A 22,864-nucleotide genomic window follows, 5' to 3' on the forward strand; every position below is an offset into this window, starting at 1 on the left:
ACACCCACCGCGTTCCGTCGCACGAAGGAGTGTTCATGACGCAGTCGGCATCCACCCCCGGAGGACCGCGGGAGACGAGCGACGGGGCGGGGGGACCGGGGCGCGCGGGCGGGCCCGGCGGCGCACAGGGCGGGAGCGGGAAGAGTCCGCGGCAGGGAGGGAACTGGGCTGCGGCCGGAACGATGTTCGCGGGCGTACTGCTGCTCGTGGACGGTGTGCTCGGCATCCTCAAGGGCGTCTCGGGCATCGCCACCGACGACGTCTTCGCGCGCATCAACCACTACGTCTTCAAGTTCGACCTGACCGCGTGGGGCTGGATCCACCTGGCCCTCGGGGTGATCCTCGTCATCGTCGGCTGGAGCATCCTCAAGGGCGCGGGCTGGGCGCGCGGGGCGGGCGTGGTGCTCGCCGCCATCAACCTGATCGCGAACTTCCTCTGGCTGCCCTACGCGCCGATCACCGCTCTCATCTCCATCGGCATCGACGCGGTGGTCATCTGGGCCCTGTGCACGGACCGGCGGGGCGCCGTGATCTGAGGCGTGTGGCGAAGGCCCCGCTCCGGGCGTCTCTCCGCCTTGCCGCGCACCGCATCCGACGCCCTGCTCCGATCCCCCAGGACCAGGAATCGCGGGTCAGCCCTCGGGTGCCGGGACAGCCGGTGGGCCGGGCCACGGGGCCCGGTCCCGGGCCGGTTGTCAGTGGTGGGGGTCACACTGGAGTCATGTGCCGCAGTATCAAGACGCTCCGACCGCCGGCCCTCCCCGAGGAGGCCACCGAAGAGGACATGAGAGCCGCCGCCCTGCAGTTCGTCCGCAAGGTGTCCGGCTTCCGTGCCCCCGCCGCGCACAACCAGGAGGTGTTCGACCGGGCCGTGGAAGAGATCACGGCTGCCACCCACCGGCTGCTCGACGGCCTGGAGGTGCGGGGCGCCCACACGGCCGCGCACGGCTGAGGAGGGTGCCGTACGGCTGAGGGACCGGCCTCCGGGCCGGTCAGGGGGCCGGGGTGAGACCGGCCGGAGCCGGGGCGGCCGAGGCGGCCGCCCCGGCCAGTGCCTGCTGGGCCGCGGCGGCAGGCCGGCGCATCACGAACGCCGCCAGGCCGCCCGCGACGAAGAGCGCGAGGACGGAGATGGCCGTGCCGAACCAGGTCGCGCCCAGCCACTGGCCGCCGAAGTAGCCCAGCCCGACGCTGTAACCGGCCCAGGCGACACCCGCCACGGCCGACCAGGGCAGGAACTCCTTCACCTTGCGGTGTGCCGCGCCGGCGCCCAGCGAGACCACGGACCGGCCCGCCGGGGCGAACCGGGCGATCACGACGAGCGCGCCGCCGCCGCGGTTGAGCGCCGCGCCCAGGCGCTCCTGCGCCGAGGTGAGGCGCCGGGACCGGGCGATGGCGCGGTCCAGCCGCTCGCCGCCGCGCCAGGCGAGGCGGTACGCGACGAGGTCGCCGAGGACCGAGGCGGCCGCGGCGCTCAACGCGAGGAAGAGCAGGGAGGGCGCCGCGTGGGTCGCCGCGCCGGGGGCACCGGCGACCGTGGTCGAACCCGCGGCGGCGGCGGTGGCCGCGGTGATCACCAGGACACCGCTGGGAAGGACGGGGAGGAACACGTCCAGGAGCACCGAGAGGCCCACCACGAGGTAGACCCATGGGCTGCTTGTCAGCGCACCCACACTCTCAAACACGTCCTACTCCCCGGTTCGTATCAACGCCGCGACGTCGCAGGGGAGCGGCAGGAGCGGCAGGGCCAGCTGTACAGCGTACGCCTGCGGTTCACCTGTACGTAGTCGGGGGAGTCGGTGTTGTCCAGCTCACGCGCACCGTCGGGGGTGCTGCGGCCGGGGTCCGGGCGGCCACGCGCGCAAGAGTCCGGGCCCAGGGGGACACGGTGAATCCCGGCTCGTGGAGTGGTCCGGGTGGTCCGGAAGAGTGTCCGGCCGGGCGTGCACGGCGGCGGACCGGCCGCGGTGCGGGGCTCCGGCAGGAGATCCGGGGCTGATGGAAGAGGGCTACAACTCCTCGGTGAGCGAGCGTTCCATGATCGTTTCCAGTCGGACGCCGTCGGTGGAAGGTGCGGATTCCCTCGGGTGCCCGGCCTTCCCCGCCTTCCTCGCCCGCACCAGATCCAGCCGCGCGCTCCGGCCGGTCAGGGTGAGTGTCATCAGCTGGTTCCCGAACCAGGGGCCACCGGTCCGCCGCCACCGCACCGGCGGTTCGTCGGTGCGCCCGTGGCGGGCCAGCAGCGAGCCCAGCCATGTTCCGGCCCGGCTCCAGCCGAACCGGAAGCCGACCCTCATCAGGGCCGGAATCGAGTTGTGGACGGGCGAGCAGGTCAGCTGGAACACCCGGGCCTCCGGCCCACCCGTGGCCCACTGGGGCTCGGCGACGTACGCATGGTGGACATCGCCGGAGAGCACACACACGGTCGCCGGGGCTCCCGGACCGCCGCCCGCCTCCCGCACCAGGTCCGTCAGCTCCCGGAACGATCCGGGGAACGCGGCCCAGTGCTCCAGGTCCGCCGCGCGGCGCAGCTTCTCGCCGAACCGGGCCCAGCGGCCGTCCGGCCCACCCCGCACGCCCCGGCAGAGCGCCGCGTCCCATGCCTCCGCGTCGTGGATCAGAGACGGGAGCAGCCACGGCAGCGAGGTCCCGATCAGGAGGTGGTCGTACGATCCCGGCGCGTCCAGCGCCGCCTCGCGGACCCATCGGGCCTCCCCGGGGTCGAGCATCGCCCGGTGCTGCTCGCCGAGGACCCGGGCGGCGCGGCTGTCCACCACCAGGACCCGCACCCGGCCGAAGTCGCGCCGGTAACTCCAGCGGACCCCGGAGGGGTCCGCGTCGGCGGTGGCCGCGAACCTGCGCAGCGCCTCGGTGCCGTCCGCGACGGAACGTATCTCCGCGTACAGGGGGTCGGACTCCAGCTCGGCGGGGGAGAGGTTGCCGAGGTGCTGGTAGACCCAGTACGACATCAGCCCGCTGACGATCCGCTCGTGCCACCAGGAGGTGGCCCGCATGTCCGTCTGCCACGATTCGCTGGTGTTCCAGTCGTCGACGACGTCGTGGTCGTCGAAGATCATGCAGCTGGGGACGGTGGAGAGCAGCCAGCGCACTTCCGGGTCGCGCCAGGACTCGTCGTAGAGATGGGTGTACTCCTCGTAGTCCGCGACCTCGGGTCCCGGCGGCTCCCTCAGGTCGCGCCGCCCGGCGATCCACCGCTGGGTGGCCCCGGAGGTCTCGTCCGCGTAGATCTGGTCGCCGAGGAGCAGCAGGACGTCCGGGCGTGCGGCGGTGGGGTCGGACGCCAGCCGGGTGGCGAGGGCGTCGAGCGCGTCCGGGCCGATGGGATCGTCGCCCGGTGGGCGCAGCGGGGAGCCCGGTGAGAAGGGGCTGCTACCGCCGGGCGGAGCCGCCCACCGGCAGGAGCCGAAGGCGACGCGCAACGGGGCCTGCGGGGCCCGGTCGGCGGCGGGTGCCGGGGCGGTGATCGTGCTGGGCGGGAACGGTGAGCCGGCCGGTGGCCACACGCTCCGTTCGCCGATCAGTACCTCGTACGGGGTGGTCGTGCCGGGGGTCAGCCCGTCGACGACCACGAGGGCGTAATGGTGGCCGGCCACGGCGAACGTCGGCGAGCTCCCGGACGCCCCGTCCTCGCAGCGCACCGTGACCGTGCACGGCCGGTCTGCCTCCACCCAGACGGTGGCGGTGGTCCCGGACGAGTGGTCCACATACCGAAGCAGCGGTCCCAGGCGGAGCCCGGCCATCTGTGCCCTCCTCGCTCCGTGGCCGTCGTGTACGGATCTTCTCCGTACCGTACGGAACGGAGTGGCGCTACGGAACGGGGCGGTGGTCCGGAACAGTGCGGTACGGAATCAGGTGGTATGGAACGGGGCGGTAAGGAACGCGGCGGTACGGAACGGGCGCGGGCCGACCGGCCCGGGGTGGCGGTCGGCCCGCGGCCGGTGGGTCAGCAGCCGTTGAGGGTCGTGGTCAGCGCGGTCTTCTCCGCGGAGTCGACGGTCAGGTTGTAGTAGTGCTTCACCTGCACCCAGGCCCGCACGTAGGTGCAGACGTAAGCGGCGCGGGACGGGAGCCAGTTGGCGGGGTCCTTGTCGCCCTTGGACTGGTTGACGTTGTCCGTCACGGCGATCAGCTGGGGGCGGGTCAGGTCGTTGGCGAACGCCTGGCGCTGGGCGGTCGTCCAGGAGTTGGCGCCCGAACGCCATGCCTCCGCCAGCGGGACCATGTGGTCGATGTCGAGGTCGGAGGCGGCGGTCCAGGTCGCGCCGTCGTACTCCGAGTACCAACTGCCGCTCGTGGCCGAGCAGCTGGTGTTGGTGACGACTCCGCTTCCGTCGCGCTTCAGCACGGTCTCGCGGGTGTCGCAGGCGCCGGACTGGGTGATCCAGTGCGGGAACAGATCGCGGCTGTAGCCGCTCGTGGTGCCCGCCGCCGCGACCGTCAACTGGCCTAGGTACGTACGGGCGGTGGCGGCGCTGACCGGAGTCGGCATCGCGGCCTGGGCCGACGGAGCGGTGAGCAGCCCGGTGGTGGCGGCGAGCGCGGCGGAGGCGGCGACGACGGCTATGCGACGCGCGTAGAACCTTGACATGCGAACTCCTCTGATGTGGGGGTGCGTTGACCGGGCTGCTTGGGGTGGAGCCCGGTCATCGTCGCGGTGCCAGGTTTCTGTGGGGTGGGCACCAGGTAACAGCGTGACGACATGAGCACGTCACATCAAGGGGTCGAACAAGGGGCTCTGACGTTCGATCAGGCACTCGCGAGGGTGGGTTGGTTCGGGGTGGTGCCCTCTGTCCGGGCGTGTGCCCTCCGTCCGGACATGCCGAAGCCCGCCGGAGGCCATGGGCGCCCCGGCGGGCTTCGGACGTGTCGTGCGGCTGGGCGTACGCGCCCCGGTGGGCCGGTGGTCTTCGGGGCGTACGCCCGGTGGGTCAGTGGCCTTCGCGGATGTGCAGCTTCAACGAGCCGTCGGCCAGGGCCTCCACGCGGACCTGGGTCAGGTCGTCGACGTGGGCGTCCGGGGAGAGGGCCGCCGCGCGCGGGCCCACGCCCACGACGCGCATGCCGGCCGCGCGGCCGGCGGCGATGCCCGCTTCGGAGTCCTCGAACACGATGCAGTCGGCGGGGGCGAAGCCGAGCTCGGCCGCGCCCTTGAGGAACCCCTCCGGGTCGGGCTTGCTGGCGCCGACGCACTCGGCGGTGACGCGGACCACGGGCATCGGCAGCGCGGCCGCCGCCATCCGGGTTCCGGCGAGAGCCGCGTCGGCCGAGGTCACCAGGGCGTGCGGCAGGCCGACGAGCGCGGCCATGAACGCCGGGGCCCCGCCGACCGGCACGACGCCGTCGGTGTCGGCGGTCTCCTCTGCCAGCATCACCCGGTTGTCCGCGTGGTTCTGCTCCATGAGGCGGTCTGGGAGGAGGATCGCCATCGTGGCGTACCCCTGCCGTCCGTGCACCACCTTGAGTGCGGCCTCCGGGTCCAGCCCGTGCTCCACGGCCCAGCGGCGCCAGCAGCGCTCCACGACCGCGTCGGAGTTGACCAGGGTTCCGTCCATGTCGAGAAGGACGGCGTTGGCTGCGAGGACGGTGGCCGGCATGAGCGAGCTCCAGAGCACGGAAGTGCGTAGGGGACGCGTGCGCCACGGGCGCGAAGACGTGCGGCGCACGAAGAACAAGAGCAGCCCCGCCCGCCGGTCAGGGAGTGCGGGCGAAGCCACTTTGTTCCATCACGATACAAAAACCTGCCCCGGAATGCCAATCCCACCCGGAAAGGACACCGGCCGGTCGGGTCAGTGCGTGCTCTTCCCGCTCGTCGCCGCCTCCAGCACGCTCCGGGTGCTGGGCCCGTACACACCCGACGGGTCGCCCTGGATGCGGTGGATCGACTGGTACGTGGCCACGGCCATCTGGACCCGGTCCGTGTAGTTGGAGTCGATCGGACCGTAGAAGAGGTGCGCCTGCCGGAGCCGGTTCTGGAGTTCGGCGACCTCGGGTCCGTAGTCGCCCCGCTGCAGGGTGGCGGCGACCGCCGGTGGTGCGGTCGTGGCCGACGGTGAGGCGTCGACCGGCGGGGCGGAGGTCGGATTGCTCGGCGTGGGCGACGGCATTCCCGCCGAGGCGGTCGGGGCCGCGCTCACCTCGGTGGCCGAGGGGGACGCCGAGGCCGAGGCCGACGGGGAGGCGGAGGTGGCCGAGGCGGAAGGCGAGGCCGCGGCGGAGGCCGGCGCGGAGGCGGACGGGCTCGTCGGGGCGTCCGTCGCGTCGGCGGTCACGTCCGGAACGCTCGTCGTGGTGTCGGGCAGACTCTCCTGCCGGGCGGCCTCGTCCCCGTCGAAGACGCCGCCGAGGACCGAGGCGGTCCCGATCATGGCGACGACGGCCGCCGCCACCCCCAGCGCGACGAACGGACTCCTGCGGCGGGGCTGGACGGGGTCGGGCTTCGCCGCCCCGGCCCCACCACCCGCAGGCGCGGCCCCGGGGGCGGGCGTGGGCGCGGCCGGGGGCATCGGCCCGGCGGGCCGGTTCGCCCCGCGCTCGGCCGGAGGCACCGCGGGCAGCCGCATCGTCGTGTCGGCGGGGGCGGGGGCGGGGGCGGGGGCAGGCGCGGGCGCGGGGGTGCCCGTACCGCCCGCTCCGCCCGTGCCGCCCGCGCCTGCCGTGCCGCCCGCTCCGCCCGCTCCGCCCGCGCCTGCCGTGCCGCCCGCGAGAGGCGCCTCGGCGCCGGTGACCGGGGCCCCGCCGGCCACGGTGGCTCCGCCGGCCACGGTGGCTCCGCCGGCTTCCGCGCCTTCGCCCCGCTCCGGCTCCCCGGAATTCGGCAGCGTCACGTACGGCCTGATCCGCAGCGGGTCGAAGTCCTCGGCCGCCGCCACCTCGGCAGCGTTCCCGGCGGCTTTCCCGCCGGCCTTCCCTCCGGTGCCACCAGCGGCGTTCCCACCGGTGGCCCCCGCCCCGTCCGGTGCCGCGCCTGCGGCGGCGCATCCGCAGGCCGGTGCCTCGCCCGGCCCGGGTCCCGGCGGTCTGCTGTCGCGCAGTCCGCCGCAGTTCGGGCACGTCTGTCCCGTCATCGTGGGTCCCCTCCCCTTGAATTGTCTTGGATTATGCAGGTCCCCGAGCGTGCGTTCGACGCGGTGTCACCGCTCAGCAGGCCATAAGCGGACATAGAGGTAAGGATGGTGTCTACCCGGAGATCCGAGGAGACGCCCATGGCCCAGCAGTCGAGTCCGCCGCTCGCGCCCGGGGAGGTGCGGTCTCAGCGGACGATTCTGGTGGCCATCGGCGCACTGCTGCTCGGCATGCTGCTCGCGGCGCTCGACCAGACGATCGTCTCCACGGCGCTTCCCACGATCGTCAGCGACCTCGGCGGCCTGGAGCACCTCTCGTGGGTGGTCACCGCCTACATGCTGGCGGCGACGGCGGCCACCCCGCTCTGGGGCAAGCTCGGCGACCAGTACGGACGTAAAAAACTCTTCCAGACGGCCATCGTCATCTTCCTGATCGGCTCGGCGCTCTGCGGGGTCGCGCAGAACATGCCCCAGCTGATCGGTTTCCGCGCGCTCCAAGGCCTCGGCGGCGGCGGGCTGATGGTGCTCTCGATGGCCATCGTCGGCGACATCGTGCCGCCCCGGGAGCGCGGCAAGTACCAGGGCCTCTTCGGGGCTGTCTTCGGCGTGACCAGCGTGCTCGGCCCGCTGCTGGGCGGCCTCTTCACCCAGCACCTCTCCTGGCGCTGGGTCTTCTACATCAACCTCCCGATCGGTGCGGTCGCGCTGCTCGTCATCGCCGCCGTCCTCCACATCCCGGTCCGGCGGACCAAGCACACCATCGACTACCTCGGCACCTTCCTCATCGCCGCCGTGGCGACCTGCCTGGTCCTGGTGGCCTCCCTGGGCGGTACGACCTGGGACTGGGGGTCCGCGCAGATCATCGGGCTGTCCGTCCTCGCGGTGGTGCTCCTGGTCGCCTTCGTGGCCGTCGAGCGGCGCGCCGCCGAACCCGTACTGCCGCTGAAGCTCTTCCGGATCAGGACCTTCAGCCTCGTCGCCCTCATCAGCTTCGTCATCGGCTTCGCGATGTTCGGCGCGATGACCTACCTGCCGACGTTCCTCCAGGTCGTGCAGGGCATCACCCCGACGATGTCCGGCGTGCACATGCTGCCGATGGTGCTGGGACTGCTGCTCACCTCGACCGGCTCCGGCCAGATCGTCAGCCGTACCGGCCGCTGGAAGGTGTTCCCCCTCGTCGGCACGGCCGTCACCGCCATCGGGCTGCTGCTCCTGCACCGGCTCGACGTGAACAGCTCGACCTGGGAGATGAGTGCCTACTTCTTCGTCTTCGGCGCCGGGCTCGGCCTGGTGATGCAGGTCCTCGTGCTGGTCGTGCAGAACGCCGTCCCCTACGAGGACCTCGGCGTCGCCACCTCCGGCGCCACGTTCTTCCGGTCCATCGGCGCCTCCTTCGGGGTCGCCATCTTCGGCACGATCTTCACCAGCCTGCTCAACGACCGGCTGGCCGACGCGCTCAGCGATCAGCCGCTGCCACCGGGCGTCGACGCCGGACGACTGGCCGCCGACCCCCGTTCCATCGGGCAGCTCCCCGCCGGCCTGCGCCCCTCCGTCCTCGACGCGTTCGCGACCTCCATCACCGACGTGTTCCTCTACGCGGCCCCGGTCGTACTGATCGCCTTCGTCGTCGCGTGGTTCCTCAAGGAGGACAAGCTGCGCGGCTCGGTCACCGCACCCGACACCACCGAGACCCTGGCCTCGAACCCGGTCGAGCGCTCCTCCTACGACGAGTGCGCCCGCGCCCTCTCCGTCCTCGCCACCCGCGAGGGACGGCGCGAGATCTACGAGAAGATCACCGCCCGCGCCGGGTACGACCTGCTGCCCGCCGCCAGCTGGCTGCTGCTGCGCATCAAGCGGCACGGGGCGGTCGAACCCGCCCGGCTCGCCGGCGTCACCCCGCTGCCGCTGAAGGTCATCACCGATGCCTCCCGGCAGCTGGAGGAACGCGGGCTCGCGCGCCGCGACGGGGTACAGCTGGTGCTCACCGAACCGGGCGCGGAGGCGGTCGTACGGCTCTCCCGGGCCCGGGAGGACTCGCTCGCCGAGATGCTGGGCGACTGGTGGGGGCCGGACCGGCCGACCGACCTTGTCGCCCTGGTCTCCGAGCTGACCGCCGAGGTCAGCGGCTCCCGGAAGGAACGGCCCCACCTGCCCGAGGCACCCCGCGACCACGCGGCCGAGCCGCGCCACACCGGCCCTGCTGTCTGACCGCCGGATCCCGGGCTCCGGCGCCGTGGCGGTTTCGGCCTTCACGGGCAGCGGCGTGGGATGCAGGCGTGTGAATGCCCTGCCTGTCCCGCGATGCCGGGCCGGAAGCAGTCGGGGCCGGAAACAAGGGAGCTCCAGGTCCCTTCGACCTGGAGCGCACTTCGTGAAGCGAGTGACAGGGGTCGAACTCGGGCTTCGGCTGCGTTCGTACTGCTGAAGCTGCTCGGGCCCGCATCACTCCGAGGTCGGAATGTCAGCACCTCCTCCGGCCTGGGGTGATGCCCTCGACAGCAACGACGTGTTCATCGGCGCCGAGGGCTTGTGCTGATCGCGCTTACCGCCCTGATCGGCACCCGGCGGCAGTGAGCCGCGGACGCCGTAGCGGCGCCCCACCGTTGATTCGTTCGCAGGCTCGGGTGGCGCGCGCCTCTACGCCGCGTCCGAAACGGACGAACGGATCCAAATCATGATGCAGCCGTTCTTCTGGTCGACGACAGTCGTTAGTCCTGCCGTCAGGACGGTCGCGCAAGCAATGCTGATCGCCACGAAGGTGCGCACGTGCACATTTCCTCTCGACTAATGGAGATCGGGAGGTTAGCAGTCCCGCAGTCCGCCGGAGTGCGCCGGGGGCGGGTGGTGCACTTGTGTATGCCGGATGAATATGCCAGAGGGATATTCAGAATTAGATGTCGGTTTGCGGCAGGCCGATTCCCGCATCACTGTCGAGCATGAGTTCGATTTCTGCCAGTCGACTGCCGATCCGACGTGCGCTGGAAGGGTCCCGAGCCTGCGCCAATTCGAATGCTTGATGCAATAGGGTATTGGCTTCGCCGACATCACTCGCCGCGAGTCGTACCTCCGCCAGTAGCATTCGAACCGCGGTCTCCTCGTCGATGTCGTGCGTGCGGGCGGCGACGGCTGCGGCTGCTCGCAGTCGGTCCGTCGCGGCGTCCAAGCGACCGTCCGAGAAGTCCGCCCGTCCGAGTTGGTGCAGGGCTTGGACTTCGTGGTGAGCTGCCCCTATGTCCTGTGCGATCTTCAGAGCCTCCAGGAGTTCGCGACCGGATTCCCCTGTGCTCCCGAGACGCCAGTGCGCCTCGCCGATCCCGATCAGCGCCTCGGCCTGGCTTTTCCGGTCGCCGAGCGACCGGAATTCCGAGAGCGCTTCCTCGAACATGGAGAGGGCCGCTCCGGGTTCTCCTGATTCGGTGAGTGCTTCAGCCAGATTCCTTCGAACGGTAGCGCGGTCGTATCGACTTCCTTCGTTGTCCAGAAAAGATAGAGACTCTTCGAACGAGCGACGGGCCGATGTCAGCTCTCCCGATTGCATCTGTAACTCGCCGATATTGTTGAGAGTCTGCGCGGACGCGATTTTGTCGAGTGATTTCCGGAATCCCGTCAGGGCCTCGCGGAAATGCACGAGTGCCTGCCCGCGCTCCCCGAGGAGCAGCATGGTCACCGCGATGTTGTTCCGACTGCGCGCCTTGTCCCAGGTGTCCCCCGCTCGCGACTTTATGGCGAGGGATCGCTGGAGCAGGGCTAGGGCCTTGCGGTTCTCGCCCAGATGCCAGTTCAGTGTGCCGAGGACCCTCAGCGCCTCGGCCTCGGCCGGTTCGTCCCCCAGTGAGTGCGCCAGTTCCAGCGCTCGCTCACCTGCCGTGGCGGCCTCCGGGTAGTCGCCGATGCTCGCGTCCGCGGCACAGAGATCGATCAGGGCTCGGCAGAGCGCTGACGCGTCGTCCGTCCCGTCCCAGTGGGAAACGGCGTGCCGCAGAAGCTTTTTGGCGTCCTGCCAGTGGCATTCGGACTGCAGGAACCCCGCCAGGACGCCGGAGAGCCGGGCGGCCGCCTCGGGTGCGCCGTAGTTCCGGGCATGCTCTTCGACGGCGAGGAGGTTGCCGCGCTCCGCGATCAGCCAGGATCGTGCGGCGGCGGAATCAGGGAGGGGCGGCGGAGGCGTCGGCGACGGTGGCTCCGGTGAGGCGGGCCGTATGCGTCGGGGATAGGCCAGTCGATCCGCCCGGTCGGCGGTCGCGGTGTAGAAGTCGATGAGCCGGGTCACCGCCCGGCGGCGTTCCTCCTCGCTGTCCTCCGAGACGGCCAGGCCGTGGGCGTACTCGCGCAGCAGGTCGTGGTAACGATAACGATCCGGGACGGGCTCCCTGAGCAGGTGGCATGCCAACAGGGATTCGAGCAGCCGTTCGGTCGTGTCCTGCTCCAGCCCGAGCAGGGCGGAGGCCGCGTCGGCGGTGAACTCGGGTCCGGGATGCAGCCCGAGGCAGCGGAACGCGGTCCGCTGCTTGGCGGTGAGAGTTCGGTAGGACAGGGCGAACGCCCGCGTCATCTCCTGTTCCTGGTCAGCGCTGTGAATTTCCATCAGCCGCCCGGGGGCCCGTGCCAGACGCTCGGCGAGGACGGACAGCGTCCAGGAGGTACGGGCCCGGAATCTGTGCGCCACCAGTTCGATCGCGAGAGGGAGATATCCGCACAGTCCCACGATCCGTGCGGTCTCCGCGAGGTCCCGGGTGCGCTCCTCTCCCGCGAAGCCGCGGAAGAGCGAGACGGCGTCCTCCTCCGGCAGGGCGTCGAGCGGGACCGACAGCGCCTGAGGAATGCCGGTCAGGTGGCGGCGGCTGGCGATGATGGTGAGGGACGGTGACCCGCTCGGCAGCAGGGGGCCGACCTGCTCGGGGCCGGTCGCGTCGTCCAGGACGATGACCACCCGGCGCTCGGCCAGCATGGTCCGCCACAGGGCCGAACGCCCCTCCAGCTCGGCCGGAATGGAGAAGGCCGGGGCACCCAGCAGTCTCAGCAGTGTCGCGAGCGCGGCCCTCGCGGTGAGCGGTTCCTGAGTGGGTGAGTGGCCGTGCAGATCGATGTACAGCTGGCCGTCCGGGTATCTGTCGGAGAGCAGGTGGGCACTGGCCACGGCCAGGGCGGTTTTGCCCACGCCTGCCATCCCGCAGACCGCTTCCACGGTGACGATCAAACCTTCGTGCGAGCTCCTGTCGGTGATCATCGAGGTGAGGGCCCGCAACTCCGCACGGCGGCCGATGAGCGACGGTTGCTGGGGAAGGTTTCGGCGTGGCGGCGATCCGGGGGGTGGCGGCCCGGCGGCCTTGGGCGGTTCCGGAGGCGGAGCGGGAGGGGCACCGGCGACGGACGTGAGCGACTCGGTTGCCGGCCTGGCACCGGCCCCGTGTACCAGGTCGCGCGCCGGCACGCGGGCCAGCACACCCCGGTGGATCGCGTTCAACTCCGCCCCCGGGACGGCCCCGTACTCCACCATCAAGGACTGCCGGGCCCGTTGGTGGACACGGAGGGCGTCCGTGTACCGTCCGCTGCCGTAGTACGCGAGCATCAACTGCCCGATCAGTGTCTCGTCACCGGGATGCCGTGCGACCAGAGCGGAGAGCTCGCCGACCTGTTCGGCGTACCGGCCCAATCGCAGTCCCGCGGCGACGCGCGACGCGGTGGCGCTGAGCCGCGATTCCCCGAGTGCCCGCCGCACGGTGGCCGCCCAGAACCCGGGCAGCCCCGCCAGGGCCTCGCCCTGCCACAGGTCCTCCGCCCGGGACAGCAGGTCCATCGCCCGCGCGTCGCTGTCGCACGTGGACGCCGCGTCGACGAAGTGCTGGAAACGCTGCCGGTCCACGCAGTCGTGTCCGGCCCGCAGGGTGTAGGTGTGCGCCTTCCCGACGATGGCGGGCGCCTCCGGCCCCGCTCCGGCCAACCGCAACCGCCGGCGGACACGCGAGACGTAGGTGTGCGTGTTCTCGCGGGCACGCACGGGTGGGTCGCCGTCCCAGAGGCGTTCCACCAGCTCGCTCATCGCGACCGGACGATCCGCCTCGAGGGCCAGTGCGGCCAGCAGAAGTCTTTCCTTGTCCGAGCCCAAGCTCAGCAACTGCCCGTTGAGCCGAAGCCCCACCGGTCCGAGAATCTGGATTTCCACCAGCGCCCCCGCCGGTCCGTCGGATGGTTCACGAGCATGACATCGCGCGCGGAGTTCCGCCATACAACTCTGAGGCACTTGGCGTGATCGGCTCATTCCGGACGGTCGTTTCCGGTCGTGCCGGGGTAGAACGCGAAGGAGCTCGGGCAATGGGCCAATCGATCATCTCGGGGGCGGATGGATGAATGATTCGAGCAGGGCCGCGCCGGGGCCCCACGGGAACGAGATCAGTGGCGGGGCGAGCCTGTACGGCCCCACCATCCAGGCTCGTGAGGTGCACGGAGGCATTCACCTCCACTCCGTGTCCACGGGGCCCGCCCGGCCGGCGCGACCGCGCCAACTGTTGCCCGTTCCGGCGAACTTCACCGATCGGCGAAGTGATCTGGCGACACTGGACGATCTGCGCTCCACGGGATTACCGCTGATCGTCGTCAGTGGTCCGGCCGGAATCGGCAAGACGACTCTGGCGTCCAGGTGGCTGCATTCGCTGAGCGCCGAATTCCCCGACGGGCAGTTGTACGCGGACCTGCGCGGGCACTCGGTGGACGAGCCGGTAGGGCCGACGGAGATCCTTGGCCAGTTCCTCCGGGCGTTGGGCGCAGGGCCACCGCCCAACGACATGGCCGAACTGTCGTCGCTGTGGCGGTCTCTGACCGCCGACCGGCGTATCGCGATCATGCTGGACAACTCGTTCACGGCCGCCCAGATACGGCCGTTGCTGCTCAGTGGTCCGGGGGGCCTCGTGGTCGTCACGAGCCGTCACAGGCTGACCGGCCTGCGTATGCAGGGAGCGGGTTTCCATCAGCTCGCGGCGCTCGGTCCGGCCGCCGGGGTCGAACTGCTCACGCGGGTGATCGGGGCGGAGCGTGTCGAAGATGAACTCCCTTCGGCCCAACGCTTGGTGGACTTGTGCGGAGGCCTCCCGCTCGCGGTGTGCCTGGCATCCGCCCGGCTGGCGACGCGGCCGGGACAGTCGGTGGGGGCGCTGGCCGACGCCCTCGCACGGAACGCGGGCGGTGATCGATTCGCCGCGCTCGAAGTGGAGGGGGAGACCTCGGTGAGCAAGGCTCTGGACGCGTCGTACGCGGTACTGGGAGACGGGACCGCGCGGCTGTACAGGGGGCTCGGTCTGCTTCCCGTGCGGACTTTCGACGCGGCCATCGCGGCGGCGACCTGCGGTGAGTCGTTGGACTGGGCGGAGCGCCGGCTGGACGAGCTGGTGGAGGCGAACCTCGTCGAGGACGTCGGTCCGGAGACATACCGCTTCCACGATCTCCTGCGGATGCATGCGCACCACCGTGCCATGGAGGACGACACCGCTGCCGCCCGCGAGGAGGCCCTGCGCCGATTCTGCGACTGGTGCCTGTACGCGGCGACAGCGGCTCAGGAACGGCTGACGCCCGTGCAGCTCACGCTGGCCCGCTCCTACCGCCACCGGCCGGACCTGCCCCTCCCGTTCGCCGACGACGTCACGGCGCTCGGCTGGCTCGACTCGCGGCGGAGCCAACTGCTCGATGCCGTGAGGCTGGCGGCGAACAGCGGTTGGTACGACACCAGTTGGATGCTCGTGGATGCCCTGTGGCCCCTCTTCGTGAGGCTGCGTCACTACTCCGACTGGATCGAGGCCCACGAGATCGGACTGGTGGCCGCACGCGAGGCCGGCAACAGGGCGGCCGAGCGTCAGATGCTCAACTCCGGAGCCATCGGCCTGAGCGCCGCGGGCCGCACCGAGGAAGCCACCGCCTGGTACCAGGACTCACTCTTGGCCGCACGCGAAGCCGGTGACCCGCGGGACGAGGGGCAGGCGCTGCTGGGCCTCGGTGCCTGCCACCGCGAGGCCGGGCGGTACGCCGAGGCCGAGACCCGCCTGAGACAGGCGATCTCCGTCTGGGAGGGCTGCGGCTACCCGCGGGGCGCGGCCCTCGCCCGCACCACGCTCGGTGAGATCGCACTCGAGACGGGCGCCGCGGACGAGGCGGTCGACTGCTTCGCCCGGGCCCATGCCGCGATGGTGGCGGTGAACGACTCCCACGACGCCGCGCGGGCCCTCGCGTTCCTCGGGCGCGCCAACGTCCGGACGGGGGCGTACGAGCAGGGCGTGGCGAGGATGAACGAGGCTCTGGCCGTCTTCACCGGCTCCGGAGCGGTCTTCTGGCAGGCGCGCACCCTGGAGATGCTCGGCCGGAGCGCCGCGGAGCACGGCCATGGGACGGTGGCGGACGACCTTCTCGCGCGTGCCCTCGCTCTGTTCGAGAGCACGAGCCCCGCCGACGCGCGTCGGCTCGGCGGAGGCGGGTGATTCGCCCGCGCGGGAGAACCATCCGTCCGCGCGACAGCACCCGACCCGTGGCTGTGGAACACCGACCCAGGGAGCCTGAAATGGACCAGATCACGTTGGCCGCACTGACCGCCCTCGCCGGCGGTGTCGGCGGCGACGCCGGCCGCCAGGCATGGCAAGGGCTCACCGCGCTGGTGAGGCGTCCGTTCCTTCGTGGCTCGGCGGACGACACCCGCGCCGAGGTGCCGCCCGGCATCAGCTCGGGCGAACGGGAGATCGCTGAACTGGAGAGTGATCCGGCCGATCCGCTGCGCGCTCAGGCGCTGGCGACGGCTCTCGGCGTACGCGCCGCCTTGGACGAGGAGTTCCGCGCCTCCCTCGAAGAGTGGTGGCAGGCAGCGCGGAGCGGTGCGGGCGACGCGGTGCGCAACAGCATCAGCGGGGGCACCCAGCACGGCCCGGTGATCCAGGGCAGGGACTTCTCGAATCTGACCTTCAACGTGACTGAACACAGGGACCGTTGACGCCTCGCCCGACTTCCCGCCGACACGGCCCGGCGGTGTCGGCGGGAACACCGGGACAGGCGAGTCGCACTGCCATACGTCGCGGCCGGCGGTGCGCGTCTCCGCCGGCCCCTCCGTCGCGCGCGCCGTCCGTTCGGGCGCCCATCCGCCCTCGTGCCGATACCGGCTGAACCGCGGTTCCGTCGGCGCGCTCGCCCCTCATCCCGGCGCCGGGCCGCGTCGCTTCGCCGTGCCCCGAAACGCGTGGGCGGGTGCTCCATGCCCGTACGACATACCGCCGGGCTCCGCCGGCAGAACCCTGCAAGGTTCTGGCAAGGCTCCGTCGAGCCTTCCGTCTCCACTGCGGGGCATCTCTTCGGCAGAAGCAGTTCGTGGCATTCGAGGAGAAGCCAACAGGGGGACGCCATGACGGCGTTGAATACGACCGCGGCGAGCAGATTCGGCGCGGGCACCATCGAGGGAAGCGTCACCGGGTCACGACAGTGGCTGACGCTGGTGGGCCGCAAGCGGGTACTGGCGGTGGTCCACACGGTGACGTACGGGAAACGACTGCTCGACGTCCTTTCCCTGCTGGAAGGCGACTTCCGGCTCCAGGTCGTCTTCACGGCGCCGCCTCACGACTTCGGCGACGGCGTGCCAGCCTTCCTCGCGGGGCTCGGCAGCGTTGTGCTGCCGTGGGACCAGGCGATCGGCATGACCTTCGATCTCGCGCTCGCCGCAGGTCCGCGCGGCGTGCAGCACATCGATGCCCCGCTGATCACGCTGCCGCACGGGGCCAACTACCTGAAGAGGGTGACCGAAGGGGCGGACGCGGGCGTGGCAGGGCTGCGCAGACAGGACCTGCTGCCCGGTGGGCGGCCGCCTGCCGCCGTGGTGGTACCGCACCACGCCGATCTGAGCGAGCTGGCCCGTACCTGCCCGGAGGCACTCCCGCTGGCACACGTGATCGGTGATCCCGCGCACGACAGGATCGCCGCCAGTCTGCCTCTGCGCGCCATGTACCGCCGCGCGCTCGGGATTGCCGAGGGACAGAAACTCGTCGTCGCGGTTTCGACGTGGGGAGCGCACTCCTCCTTCGGCAGGTTCGACGCGCTGCTGCCGCGGCTCATCGGCGAACTGCCGGCGGCACGCTACCGTGCGGCCTTGCTCGTCCACCCCAATGTGTGGGCGGGACACGGGGCATATCAGGTCAGGTCGTGGCTGGCGCGCTGCGCCCACCTCGGAATCGGGATCGTGCCGCCCGAAGCTGATTGGCGCAGCGTCCTGATCGCCGCGGACTGGATCATCGGCGATCACGGCTCGGTCACTCTCTACGGGACGCTCACCGGGGCGCCGATGCTGCTCGCCGCCTCGCCCGCGCACGAGATCAATCCCTCGTCGCCGGCCGCGGCCCTCGCCGCTCACGCGCCCACACTGTCCCCCACCCATCCGCTCCTGGACCAACTCGACTACGTGGCACGGGAGCACCGGCACGAGGAGTACGCCGCGGTCAGATCGCGCATCACCTCGGAGCCCGGCCGGTTCAACCGGAACATGCGCCGCCTGATGTACGAGCTCCTGGGGATCGGGCAGCCCGCGCACGAGCCGGCGACCGTCCCGCTGCCGGATCCCCTCCCGCTGACCGCGCCGGCGCCGGGGCGCGGGGAGGTGTCGGCGTGAAGCGCTTCGTCGTGGTCGAGGCGCCCGCGTTCCGGGACGTACTGCACGCCCGATGCGCCGACGCCTCACTCACCGTCCGGCTGCGCCCCGGGCGCCGTGCCCACAATCCGGAGGTCGTCGACGAGCACCTCGTCGTGGACGTGGACGCCTGCCGGGACGCCTCCCTGCTGGACTGCGCTGATGTACTCCAGGGAAGCCTGGCGTACTCGGCCCCCGGAGCACTGCGCCGGCTGGCCGGACTGGCCTCGGCCCACCCGGCTTGCGGCATCGCCGCGGTGCCCGTGGCCGGGGCCGGAGGCGCGCGTGGCTGGGCCTTGGCCGGTGGCCCCGACCGGTCCGTGGTCCTCGTGCCGTACGGCCCTCACCGGCCGTACCAGTGCTCCGCAGACCCGTCGTTGCTGCCGTCGTGCGTGCATGCCTGGCTGGTGGAGGGCCGCCCGCTGAGGGAATGGCCGTCCGCCCGAGCCGCACCGTCCGACTGAGCCGCTCAAGTTCCCGCGCCACACCGGGACCGGGCCGCCGACCCCGGCCCCGGTCCCCCGGCCGATACCGAGCGATGGGGCACAGGGTGGGGACGGATCTCCTTCCTCCGCGGAGACGCGCGGACCTGGCGTGTCGGAGCTCCGGGCACATGCACGGTGCCGTTGTCAGTGCCCCCTCCTAGGGTTGCCGCATGACGAATTTCCGTTCCGGGTTCACGCTCTGGCAGTTGGTCAGCGGAGCCCGCGAGCTGACCGAGCACTCGGGCGTGCTTGAGCGTATCGATGCGGTGCTGGACATCATGGGTCCTGCCTTCGGCGGGACGGGGTACGGCAAGGGCAGGCCGTTGGTGAACGCCCTGGAGGCCGTAGCCCAGGAGTCGCTGCTGTGCGGGGATTTTGCCCTCGCACAGCGGTTCCAGCGTTTCGCCGCCTACGCCGGCGGCGACCTCTTCCTCGAAATCCTGGAGAACTACTACGACGAGAAGGCACGGCGTCGCAGTGAGGAGAGCATGCGCAGGATGGTGGCCATGGGCGCCGACCGGGCGGTTTCCGTCCTGGAAGCTCTCACCAAGGACAGCCCCGAGGCGACGGTGGCCGACGCGCGGGACCTCTTTCGCGGGATAGCCCTGTCCGTGGACCACCTGGGCATCGGTACGGGGGAGGGAGGAATCCGGCTGCCCTCTCGCGAGAGGAGGCGACTCCAGGAGTACGGGCACATGGAGCTGGTTCTGAGGAACCTGCCGCGACCGGCTTCGGCCGAGGCCGCGCGGCTGGTGGGTGACTTCCTGGAGGACGCCGACGCGGGGTTGCTCGCCCAGATGCTGGAGCTGAAGGCCCGGAGCGCGGGTCTCGATGCTCTCCGGGCCGTGGTGGAGGACGAGTCGAGCTCCGAAAGCGCCCTCCACGCCCGTCTGAAGAATCAGGAATGGATCTTCGGTGGTGCGTACGTCGCGGAGCTGACACGGCGCCAGTACACCGAGGACACGATTCTGGACATCCCGCTCCTGCGCGGTGACGGGTCCCTGCACGTGGTGGAACTCAAACGAGCCAACATCAAGGATCTGGTGATTCGCCGCAGCGGCCACCTCATGCTGGGTGCGGCGGCCCACCACGCGGTGTCGCAGGCGCAGAACTACCTCCGCACCATGGACGAGAACCGAGGGGCCATCCTCGCGAAGCACGGCGTCGATACGCGCAGGGCCTCGGCGACGGTCGTGATCGGGCACCCGAGATACGTGAGAGGGGACGTAACCCCCCAGGAGATCGCGGAGACGCTGCGGACCTACAACACGCACGCCACGCGCATCGAAGTGATCACGTACGAGACCCTGCTGGAGTCGGCAGCCCGGATGCTGGCCCTCGCGTCGGCGCAGCAGGACCCGGCTGACCGGACGGAGGAGCCCACGTCATGACCCAAGACGAGCGTCCCGCGATCGAGAGGCTGCTGGCCCGACTCTGCGGTGGCGAGATCACGGACAAGGATTACGTCGGCTACTTCCTCAACGAGCACGGGGAAGAGCTCGTCTTCGCCCAGTGCCGGAGCGAGAAGACCGCCCGGCTCTGGCACAGCGATGCCGAGTGGCAGATGTTCCGGGTCGACGACCACTCGATACGGGTCGGCACCCTGATGGAAGGGGTGGTCACCGTGGGCGACCTGATCATCGACCGAGCCGAGGCGTCGTGGCTGTCCTCCTGCCTTGCCGCCTCCCGCCATCTGCGTCGGGAGCGCGGCTGACGCGTCGCCCGGAGCACGGACAAGAAGGCCCTCGTCGCCGACCGGGCCTTCTTCCGGAGCCCGGGGCAGAAGTGTGAACCCCCGCCCCGGCTCAGCCCCTTCTCGGCGCCTCACAGCTCCTTGGCGAACCAGTGGTCGGCGTACGGGCCGTCGTTGTACGCCGGGATCTCCCGGAACCCGTGCTTCGCGTACAGCCCCCGCGCCTCCACCAGATCGCTCCGGGTGTCGAGCCGGAGCACCCGCATCCCCGCCTCCCGCGCCACCTCCTCGGCCGCCGCCACCAGCAGCCCGCCGCCTCCGGTGCGCCGGAAGGCGGGGCGTACGTAGACCCTGGTCAGCTCCGCGACGGCCGTCGCCGGGTCCAGGAACACCCCGACGCAGCTCGCCGGGTCGCCCGCCCACCGGCCCACCAGGAGCCGGCCGGTGGGCGGGGCGAGGCGGTCGACGCCGTCGTCCGTCAGTCCCTCGTCGATCTCCGCCTCGGTCGCCTGCCGCTTCCAGTAGCGGCTGGCGAGTTCGTCGTAGTAGTCCCGCAGCAGTCGCGCCGCGTCCGGCGTGTCGAACCGTTCCGGGGTCAAAGTCCAGGTCATGGGCCGATCCGATCACCGTACGGATCGGGAAGGAAACGAATTTCGCGGAGGGCGGCCGGGGCGCCCGGGACCGGAGGGAATCCGGGGGCCCGTGGGACGCGGCTGGCATTCTTTTGGGCAAAACGATGTGACGGTCAGGCGAAGTGGGGGTTGATGGTGTCTATCCCCAGGGGCAATGCGAGGCTTCATGGGCACGGCCCGTATCCACGGGAATGTGCCAGAAGCGGTGGGAGGGTCGGCGCAGCGTGACACATGCGGAACACGGCGTGCACGGGAGCGTGGCGACGGACGCGGAGACGAGGACCGGGACGGCCCGGATCGTGCTCTGGCTGGTCGTCGCCGCTCTCGCCGTACGCCAGATGACGGTGGTACTGAGACAGCCGCCGGGTGAGCGGCTGACCGATCTGGAGACGTGGACCGGGGAGAACGGCGTCCTGCGCGTCAAGGGCTCGCTCTACGACCCGGACCGGTTCACCGGCACACCGTTCGCGGGGCTCGTCCTCAAGCCGCTCGGCGCGTCGGCGGAGGAGGCCCTCGGCATCGCCTGGACCAGCGTCTCCCTGCTGCTCGTCGTCGCACTCGGCCTCGTCGCCGCCCGCGCGCTGCCCTCCCCGGTGGGCCGCCGCACCGCGCTGTTCGCCGCCCCGGCCGCCATCGCCCTGCTCATGGTCTCGCTGCCGGTGCGCAACGCGCTGCACCTCGGCCAGACCAGCATCCTGCCGGTGCTGCTGGTCCTCGTCGGCTGCCTCACGGTCCGCGACCACCGGGCCCAGGGGATCCTGGTCGGGATCGCGGCGGCGCTCCAGCCGCCCGTCCTGCTCTTCGCGGTCCTCCTCCGGCTGACCGGGCGCCGACGCGCCGCGCTGACCGGCGGCGCCACCTTCGTCGCGCTCACCGCCGTCGCCTGGGCCGCGCTGCCGCACGACTCCTGGACGTACTGGATCCACCACGTCGCCGGAGCCGGGCTCGGCGAACGCCCGGACGGCCTCGCCAACCAGTCGCTGCACGGCGCGCTGCTCCGCCTCGGCCTCCACGGCCCGCTGGAGATCACCGTCCTGCTGGTCCTGGCCGTCGCCGTCGCCGTGCTCGGACTGCGCCGCGCCGCCCGGTACGCCCGGGACGGGCAGCTGCTCCTCGCCGTCTCGGTGACCGGCTGCGTGGCCGTCGTCGTCTCCCCGACCGCCTGGCAGCACCAGCTGCTCTGGGTGCTGCTCGCGGTGGTCGGCCGGGTCGGGAAGCGGGCCTCGGACCGGCTGGTCTGGCCCGCCGTGGTGGTGCTCGTCCTCACCCTGCCGGGCACCATGCTGCTGCCGAACATCGGGGCGCTCCACCCCGTGCGCGACAACGTGCTGCTGCTCACGGCGCTGGCCGCGGCCTGCGCCGTTCCGTTCCTGCCGCGCACCTCGCCGTACTGGCTCGAACCGGTCCCCACCGACTACGCGCGGCCGGTGCCGGCGCGCTGGAGCCGGGTACCGCTGCTGCCGTTCTGGCGCCGGGTGCTGACCCGTCCCAACCTGCTGCTGGAACTCCTGCTCATCCGGGTCGTCTACTCCGCGTACGCCAAGGTCCGGCTCGCCGCGACCGCGGGCCGCCCCACCGCCGAGAAGCACGGCCGGCAGGTCCACTCGCTGGAGCAGTGGCTGCACATCGACGTCGAGCACTGGTTCAACCACAAGATCGCCGGAATCGGCTGGATGCGGGACTTCTTCGACTACTACTACTCGACGTTCCACTTCATCATCCCGCTGACCATCCTCGGCGTGCTCTACGTACGCCGCCCCGCCGACTACCGCTGGGCCCGCTCCACCATCGGCTTCGCGACCCTTCTCGCCCTGGTCGGCTTCTGGCTCTATCCGCTGGCCCCGCCCCGGCTCATGCCCGGCCTCGGGTTCATCGACACCGTGCACGGCGTCCAGGACTTCTCCAAGCCCGACTACGGGACGCTGACCTCGGTCACCAACCAGTACGCGGCCATGCCGTCGCTGCACTTCGGCTGGTCGCTCTGGTGCGGGCTGATGATCATGATCCTCGCCCCGAAGATCTGGATGAAGGTGCTGGGGCTGCTCCACCCGTTCTTCACCATCTGCGCCATCGTGGGCACCGGCAACCACTGGATCCTCGACGCGGCGGGCGGGGCGCTGGTCGTCTCGCTCGGCTTCCTGCTGACGTACGCCCTGGCCGGACCGCGACAGCTGCGGAGCCCGGACGACGACCGTGACCGCGACCGCGGGCCGGGGCCGGGGCCGGAGAGCGGCGGGCGACAGCCGGTGGACGCCCGGACCCTGGCCGGCAGAGGTACGGCGGCGAGTACGGGCGCGGGCGCGGCCCGGGAGTGAGCCGGTACGGCCCCG

The 22,864-nt window shown here is 71.3% G+C and carries 17 protein-coding genes; 10 read left to right on the plus strand and 7 right to left on the minus strand.

The genetic code is table 11. The features are described 5' to 3' along the window. Nucleotides 1-35: 35 nt before the first annotated feature. Complete coding sequence (locus tag ACWCSV_RS26630; RefSeq protein ID WP_451146321.1) at nucleotides 36-536, plus strand: DUF7144 family membrane protein; 501 nt, start codon at nucleotides 36-38, stop codon at nucleotides 534-536. 185 nt (nucleotides 537-721) lie between these two features. Then, a complete protein-coding gene (locus ACWCSV_RS26635; RefSeq protein ID WP_327175540.1) occupies nucleotides 722-952 on the plus strand; it encodes a DUF2277 domain-containing protein in 231 nt (76 codons plus the stop codon). Nucleotides 953-992: 40 nt separating this feature from the next. Here the strand turns inward: ACWCSV_RS26635 and ACWCSV_RS26640 are convergent, their stop codons facing one another. The 5 genes from ACWCSV_RS26640 to ACWCSV_RS26660 all read right to left on the minus strand — a co-directional run bounded on the left by ACWCSV_RS26640 (nucleotide 993) and on the right by ACWCSV_RS26660 (nucleotide 6,890). Continuing rightward, nucleotides 993-1,685 (minus strand): DedA family protein, encoded by a 693-nt coding sequence (locus tag ACWCSV_RS26640; RefSeq protein ID WP_451146323.1) that lies wholly within the window; start codon nucleotides 1,683-1,685, stop codon nucleotides 993-995. A 324-nt stretch (nucleotides 1,686-2,009) separates the two neighbouring features. Then, the gene (locus ACWCSV_RS26645) at nucleotides 2,010-3,761 is read right to left on the minus strand and encodes an alkaline phosphatase D family protein (RefSeq protein ID WP_451146325.1); all 1,752 of its coding nucleotides are present in this window, start codon (nucleotides 3,759-3,761) and stop codon (nucleotides 2,010-2,012) included. A gap of 203 nt (nucleotides 3,762-3,964) precedes the next feature. Beyond that, nucleotides 3,965-4,609 (minus strand): HNH endonuclease family protein, encoded by a 645-nt coding sequence (locus tag ACWCSV_RS26650; RefSeq protein ID WP_451146327.1) that lies wholly within the window; start codon nucleotides 4,607-4,609, stop codon nucleotides 3,965-3,967. 340 nt (nucleotides 4,610-4,949) lie between these two features. Next, nucleotides 4,950-5,615, minus strand: a complete 666-nt coding sequence (locus ACWCSV_RS26655; RefSeq protein ID WP_451146329.1) for an HAD-IA family hydrolase — start codon at nucleotides 5,613-5,615, stop codon at nucleotides 4,950-4,952. 192 nt (nucleotides 5,616-5,807) lie between these two features. Next, a complete protein-coding gene (locus ACWCSV_RS26660) occupies nucleotides 5,808-6,890 on the minus strand; it encodes a peptidoglycan-binding domain-containing protein (protein ID WP_451146331.1) in 1,083 nt (360 codons plus the stop codon). Between the two features lie 333 nt (nucleotides 6,891-7,223). Between ACWCSV_RS26660 and ACWCSV_RS26665 the strand changes: the two genes are divergently transcribed. After that, nucleotides 7,224-9,290: a DHA2 family efflux MFS transporter permease subunit gene (locus tag ACWCSV_RS26665; protein WP_451146333.1), complete on the plus strand. Its 2,067-nt coding sequence runs from the start codon at nucleotides 7,224-7,226 to the stop codon at nucleotides 9,288-9,290. A gap of 682 nt (nucleotides 9,291-9,972) precedes the next feature. Here ACWCSV_RS26665 and ACWCSV_RS26670 read toward each other — a convergent pair. Next, complete coding sequence (locus ACWCSV_RS26670) at nucleotides 9,973-13,245, minus strand: AfsR/SARP family transcriptional regulator (RefSeq protein ID WP_451146335.1); 3,273 nt, start codon at nucleotides 13,243-13,245, stop codon at nucleotides 9,973-9,975. Nucleotides 13,246-13,426: 181 nt separating this feature from the next. On the opposite strand from ACWCSV_RS26670, the gene ACWCSV_RS26675 reads away from it, so the two are divergent. From ACWCSV_RS26675 to ACWCSV_RS26700, 6 genes are all read left to right on the plus strand, one after another. Then, a complete protein-coding gene (locus tag ACWCSV_RS26675; RefSeq protein ID WP_451146337.1) occupies nucleotides 13,427-15,544 on the plus strand; it encodes an ATP-binding protein in 2,118 nt (705 codons plus the stop codon). Nucleotides 15,545-15,624: 80 nt separating this feature from the next. After that, nucleotides 15,625-16,047 carry a hypothetical protein gene (locus ACWCSV_RS26680; protein ID WP_451146339.1) on the plus strand — a complete coding sequence of 141 codons (423 nt, stop codon included), beginning with the start codon at nucleotides 15,625-15,627 and terminating at the stop codon, nucleotides 16,045-16,047. Between the two features lie 495 nt (nucleotides 16,048-16,542). Beyond that, nucleotides 16,543-17,706, plus strand: coding sequence for a hypothetical protein (locus ACWCSV_RS26685; RefSeq protein WP_451146458.1), 1,164 nt, complete (start codon nucleotides 16,543-16,545; stop codon nucleotides 17,704-17,706). Continuing rightward, nucleotides 17,703-18,188 carry a hypothetical protein gene (locus ACWCSV_RS26690; protein ID WP_451146341.1) on the plus strand — a complete coding sequence of 162 codons (486 nt, stop codon included), beginning with the start codon at nucleotides 17,703-17,705 and terminating at the stop codon, nucleotides 18,186-18,188. Before ACWCSV_RS26685 ends, ACWCSV_RS26690 begins: the two co-directional genes overlap by 4 nt. A gap of 191 nt (nucleotides 18,189-18,379) precedes the next feature. Further along, the gene (locus ACWCSV_RS26695) at nucleotides 18,380-19,600 is read left to right on the plus strand and encodes a Shedu anti-phage system protein SduA domain-containing protein (RefSeq protein ID WP_451146343.1); all 1,221 of its coding nucleotides are present in this window, start codon (nucleotides 18,380-18,382) and stop codon (nucleotides 19,598-19,600) included. After that, nucleotides 19,597-19,923 (plus strand): hypothetical protein, encoded by a 327-nt coding sequence (locus ACWCSV_RS26700; RefSeq protein WP_451146345.1) that lies wholly within the window; start codon nucleotides 19,597-19,599, stop codon nucleotides 19,921-19,923. The genes ACWCSV_RS26695 and ACWCSV_RS26700 overlap by 4 nt, the downstream gene beginning before the upstream one ends. 110 nt (nucleotides 19,924-20,033) lie before the next feature. Here the strand turns inward: ACWCSV_RS26700 and ACWCSV_RS26705 are convergent, their stop codons facing one another. Continuing rightward, entirely contained in the window at nucleotides 20,034-20,513 is a 480-nt protein-coding gene (locus tag ACWCSV_RS26705) for a GNAT family N-acetyltransferase (RefSeq protein ID WP_451146347.1), read from the minus strand. Between the two features lie 212 nt (nucleotides 20,514-20,725). On the opposite strand from ACWCSV_RS26705, the gene ACWCSV_RS26710 reads away from it, so the two are divergent. Beyond that, nucleotides 20,726-22,849, plus strand: coding sequence for a bifunctional glycosyltransferase 87/phosphatase PAP2 family protein (locus tag ACWCSV_RS26710; protein ID WP_451146349.1), 2,124 nt, complete (start codon nucleotides 20,726-20,728; stop codon nucleotides 22,847-22,849). The last annotated feature ends 15 nt before the right edge of the window (nucleotides 22,850-22,864 follow it).

Source organism: Streptomyces sp. NPDC001770 (assembly GCF_053596135.1).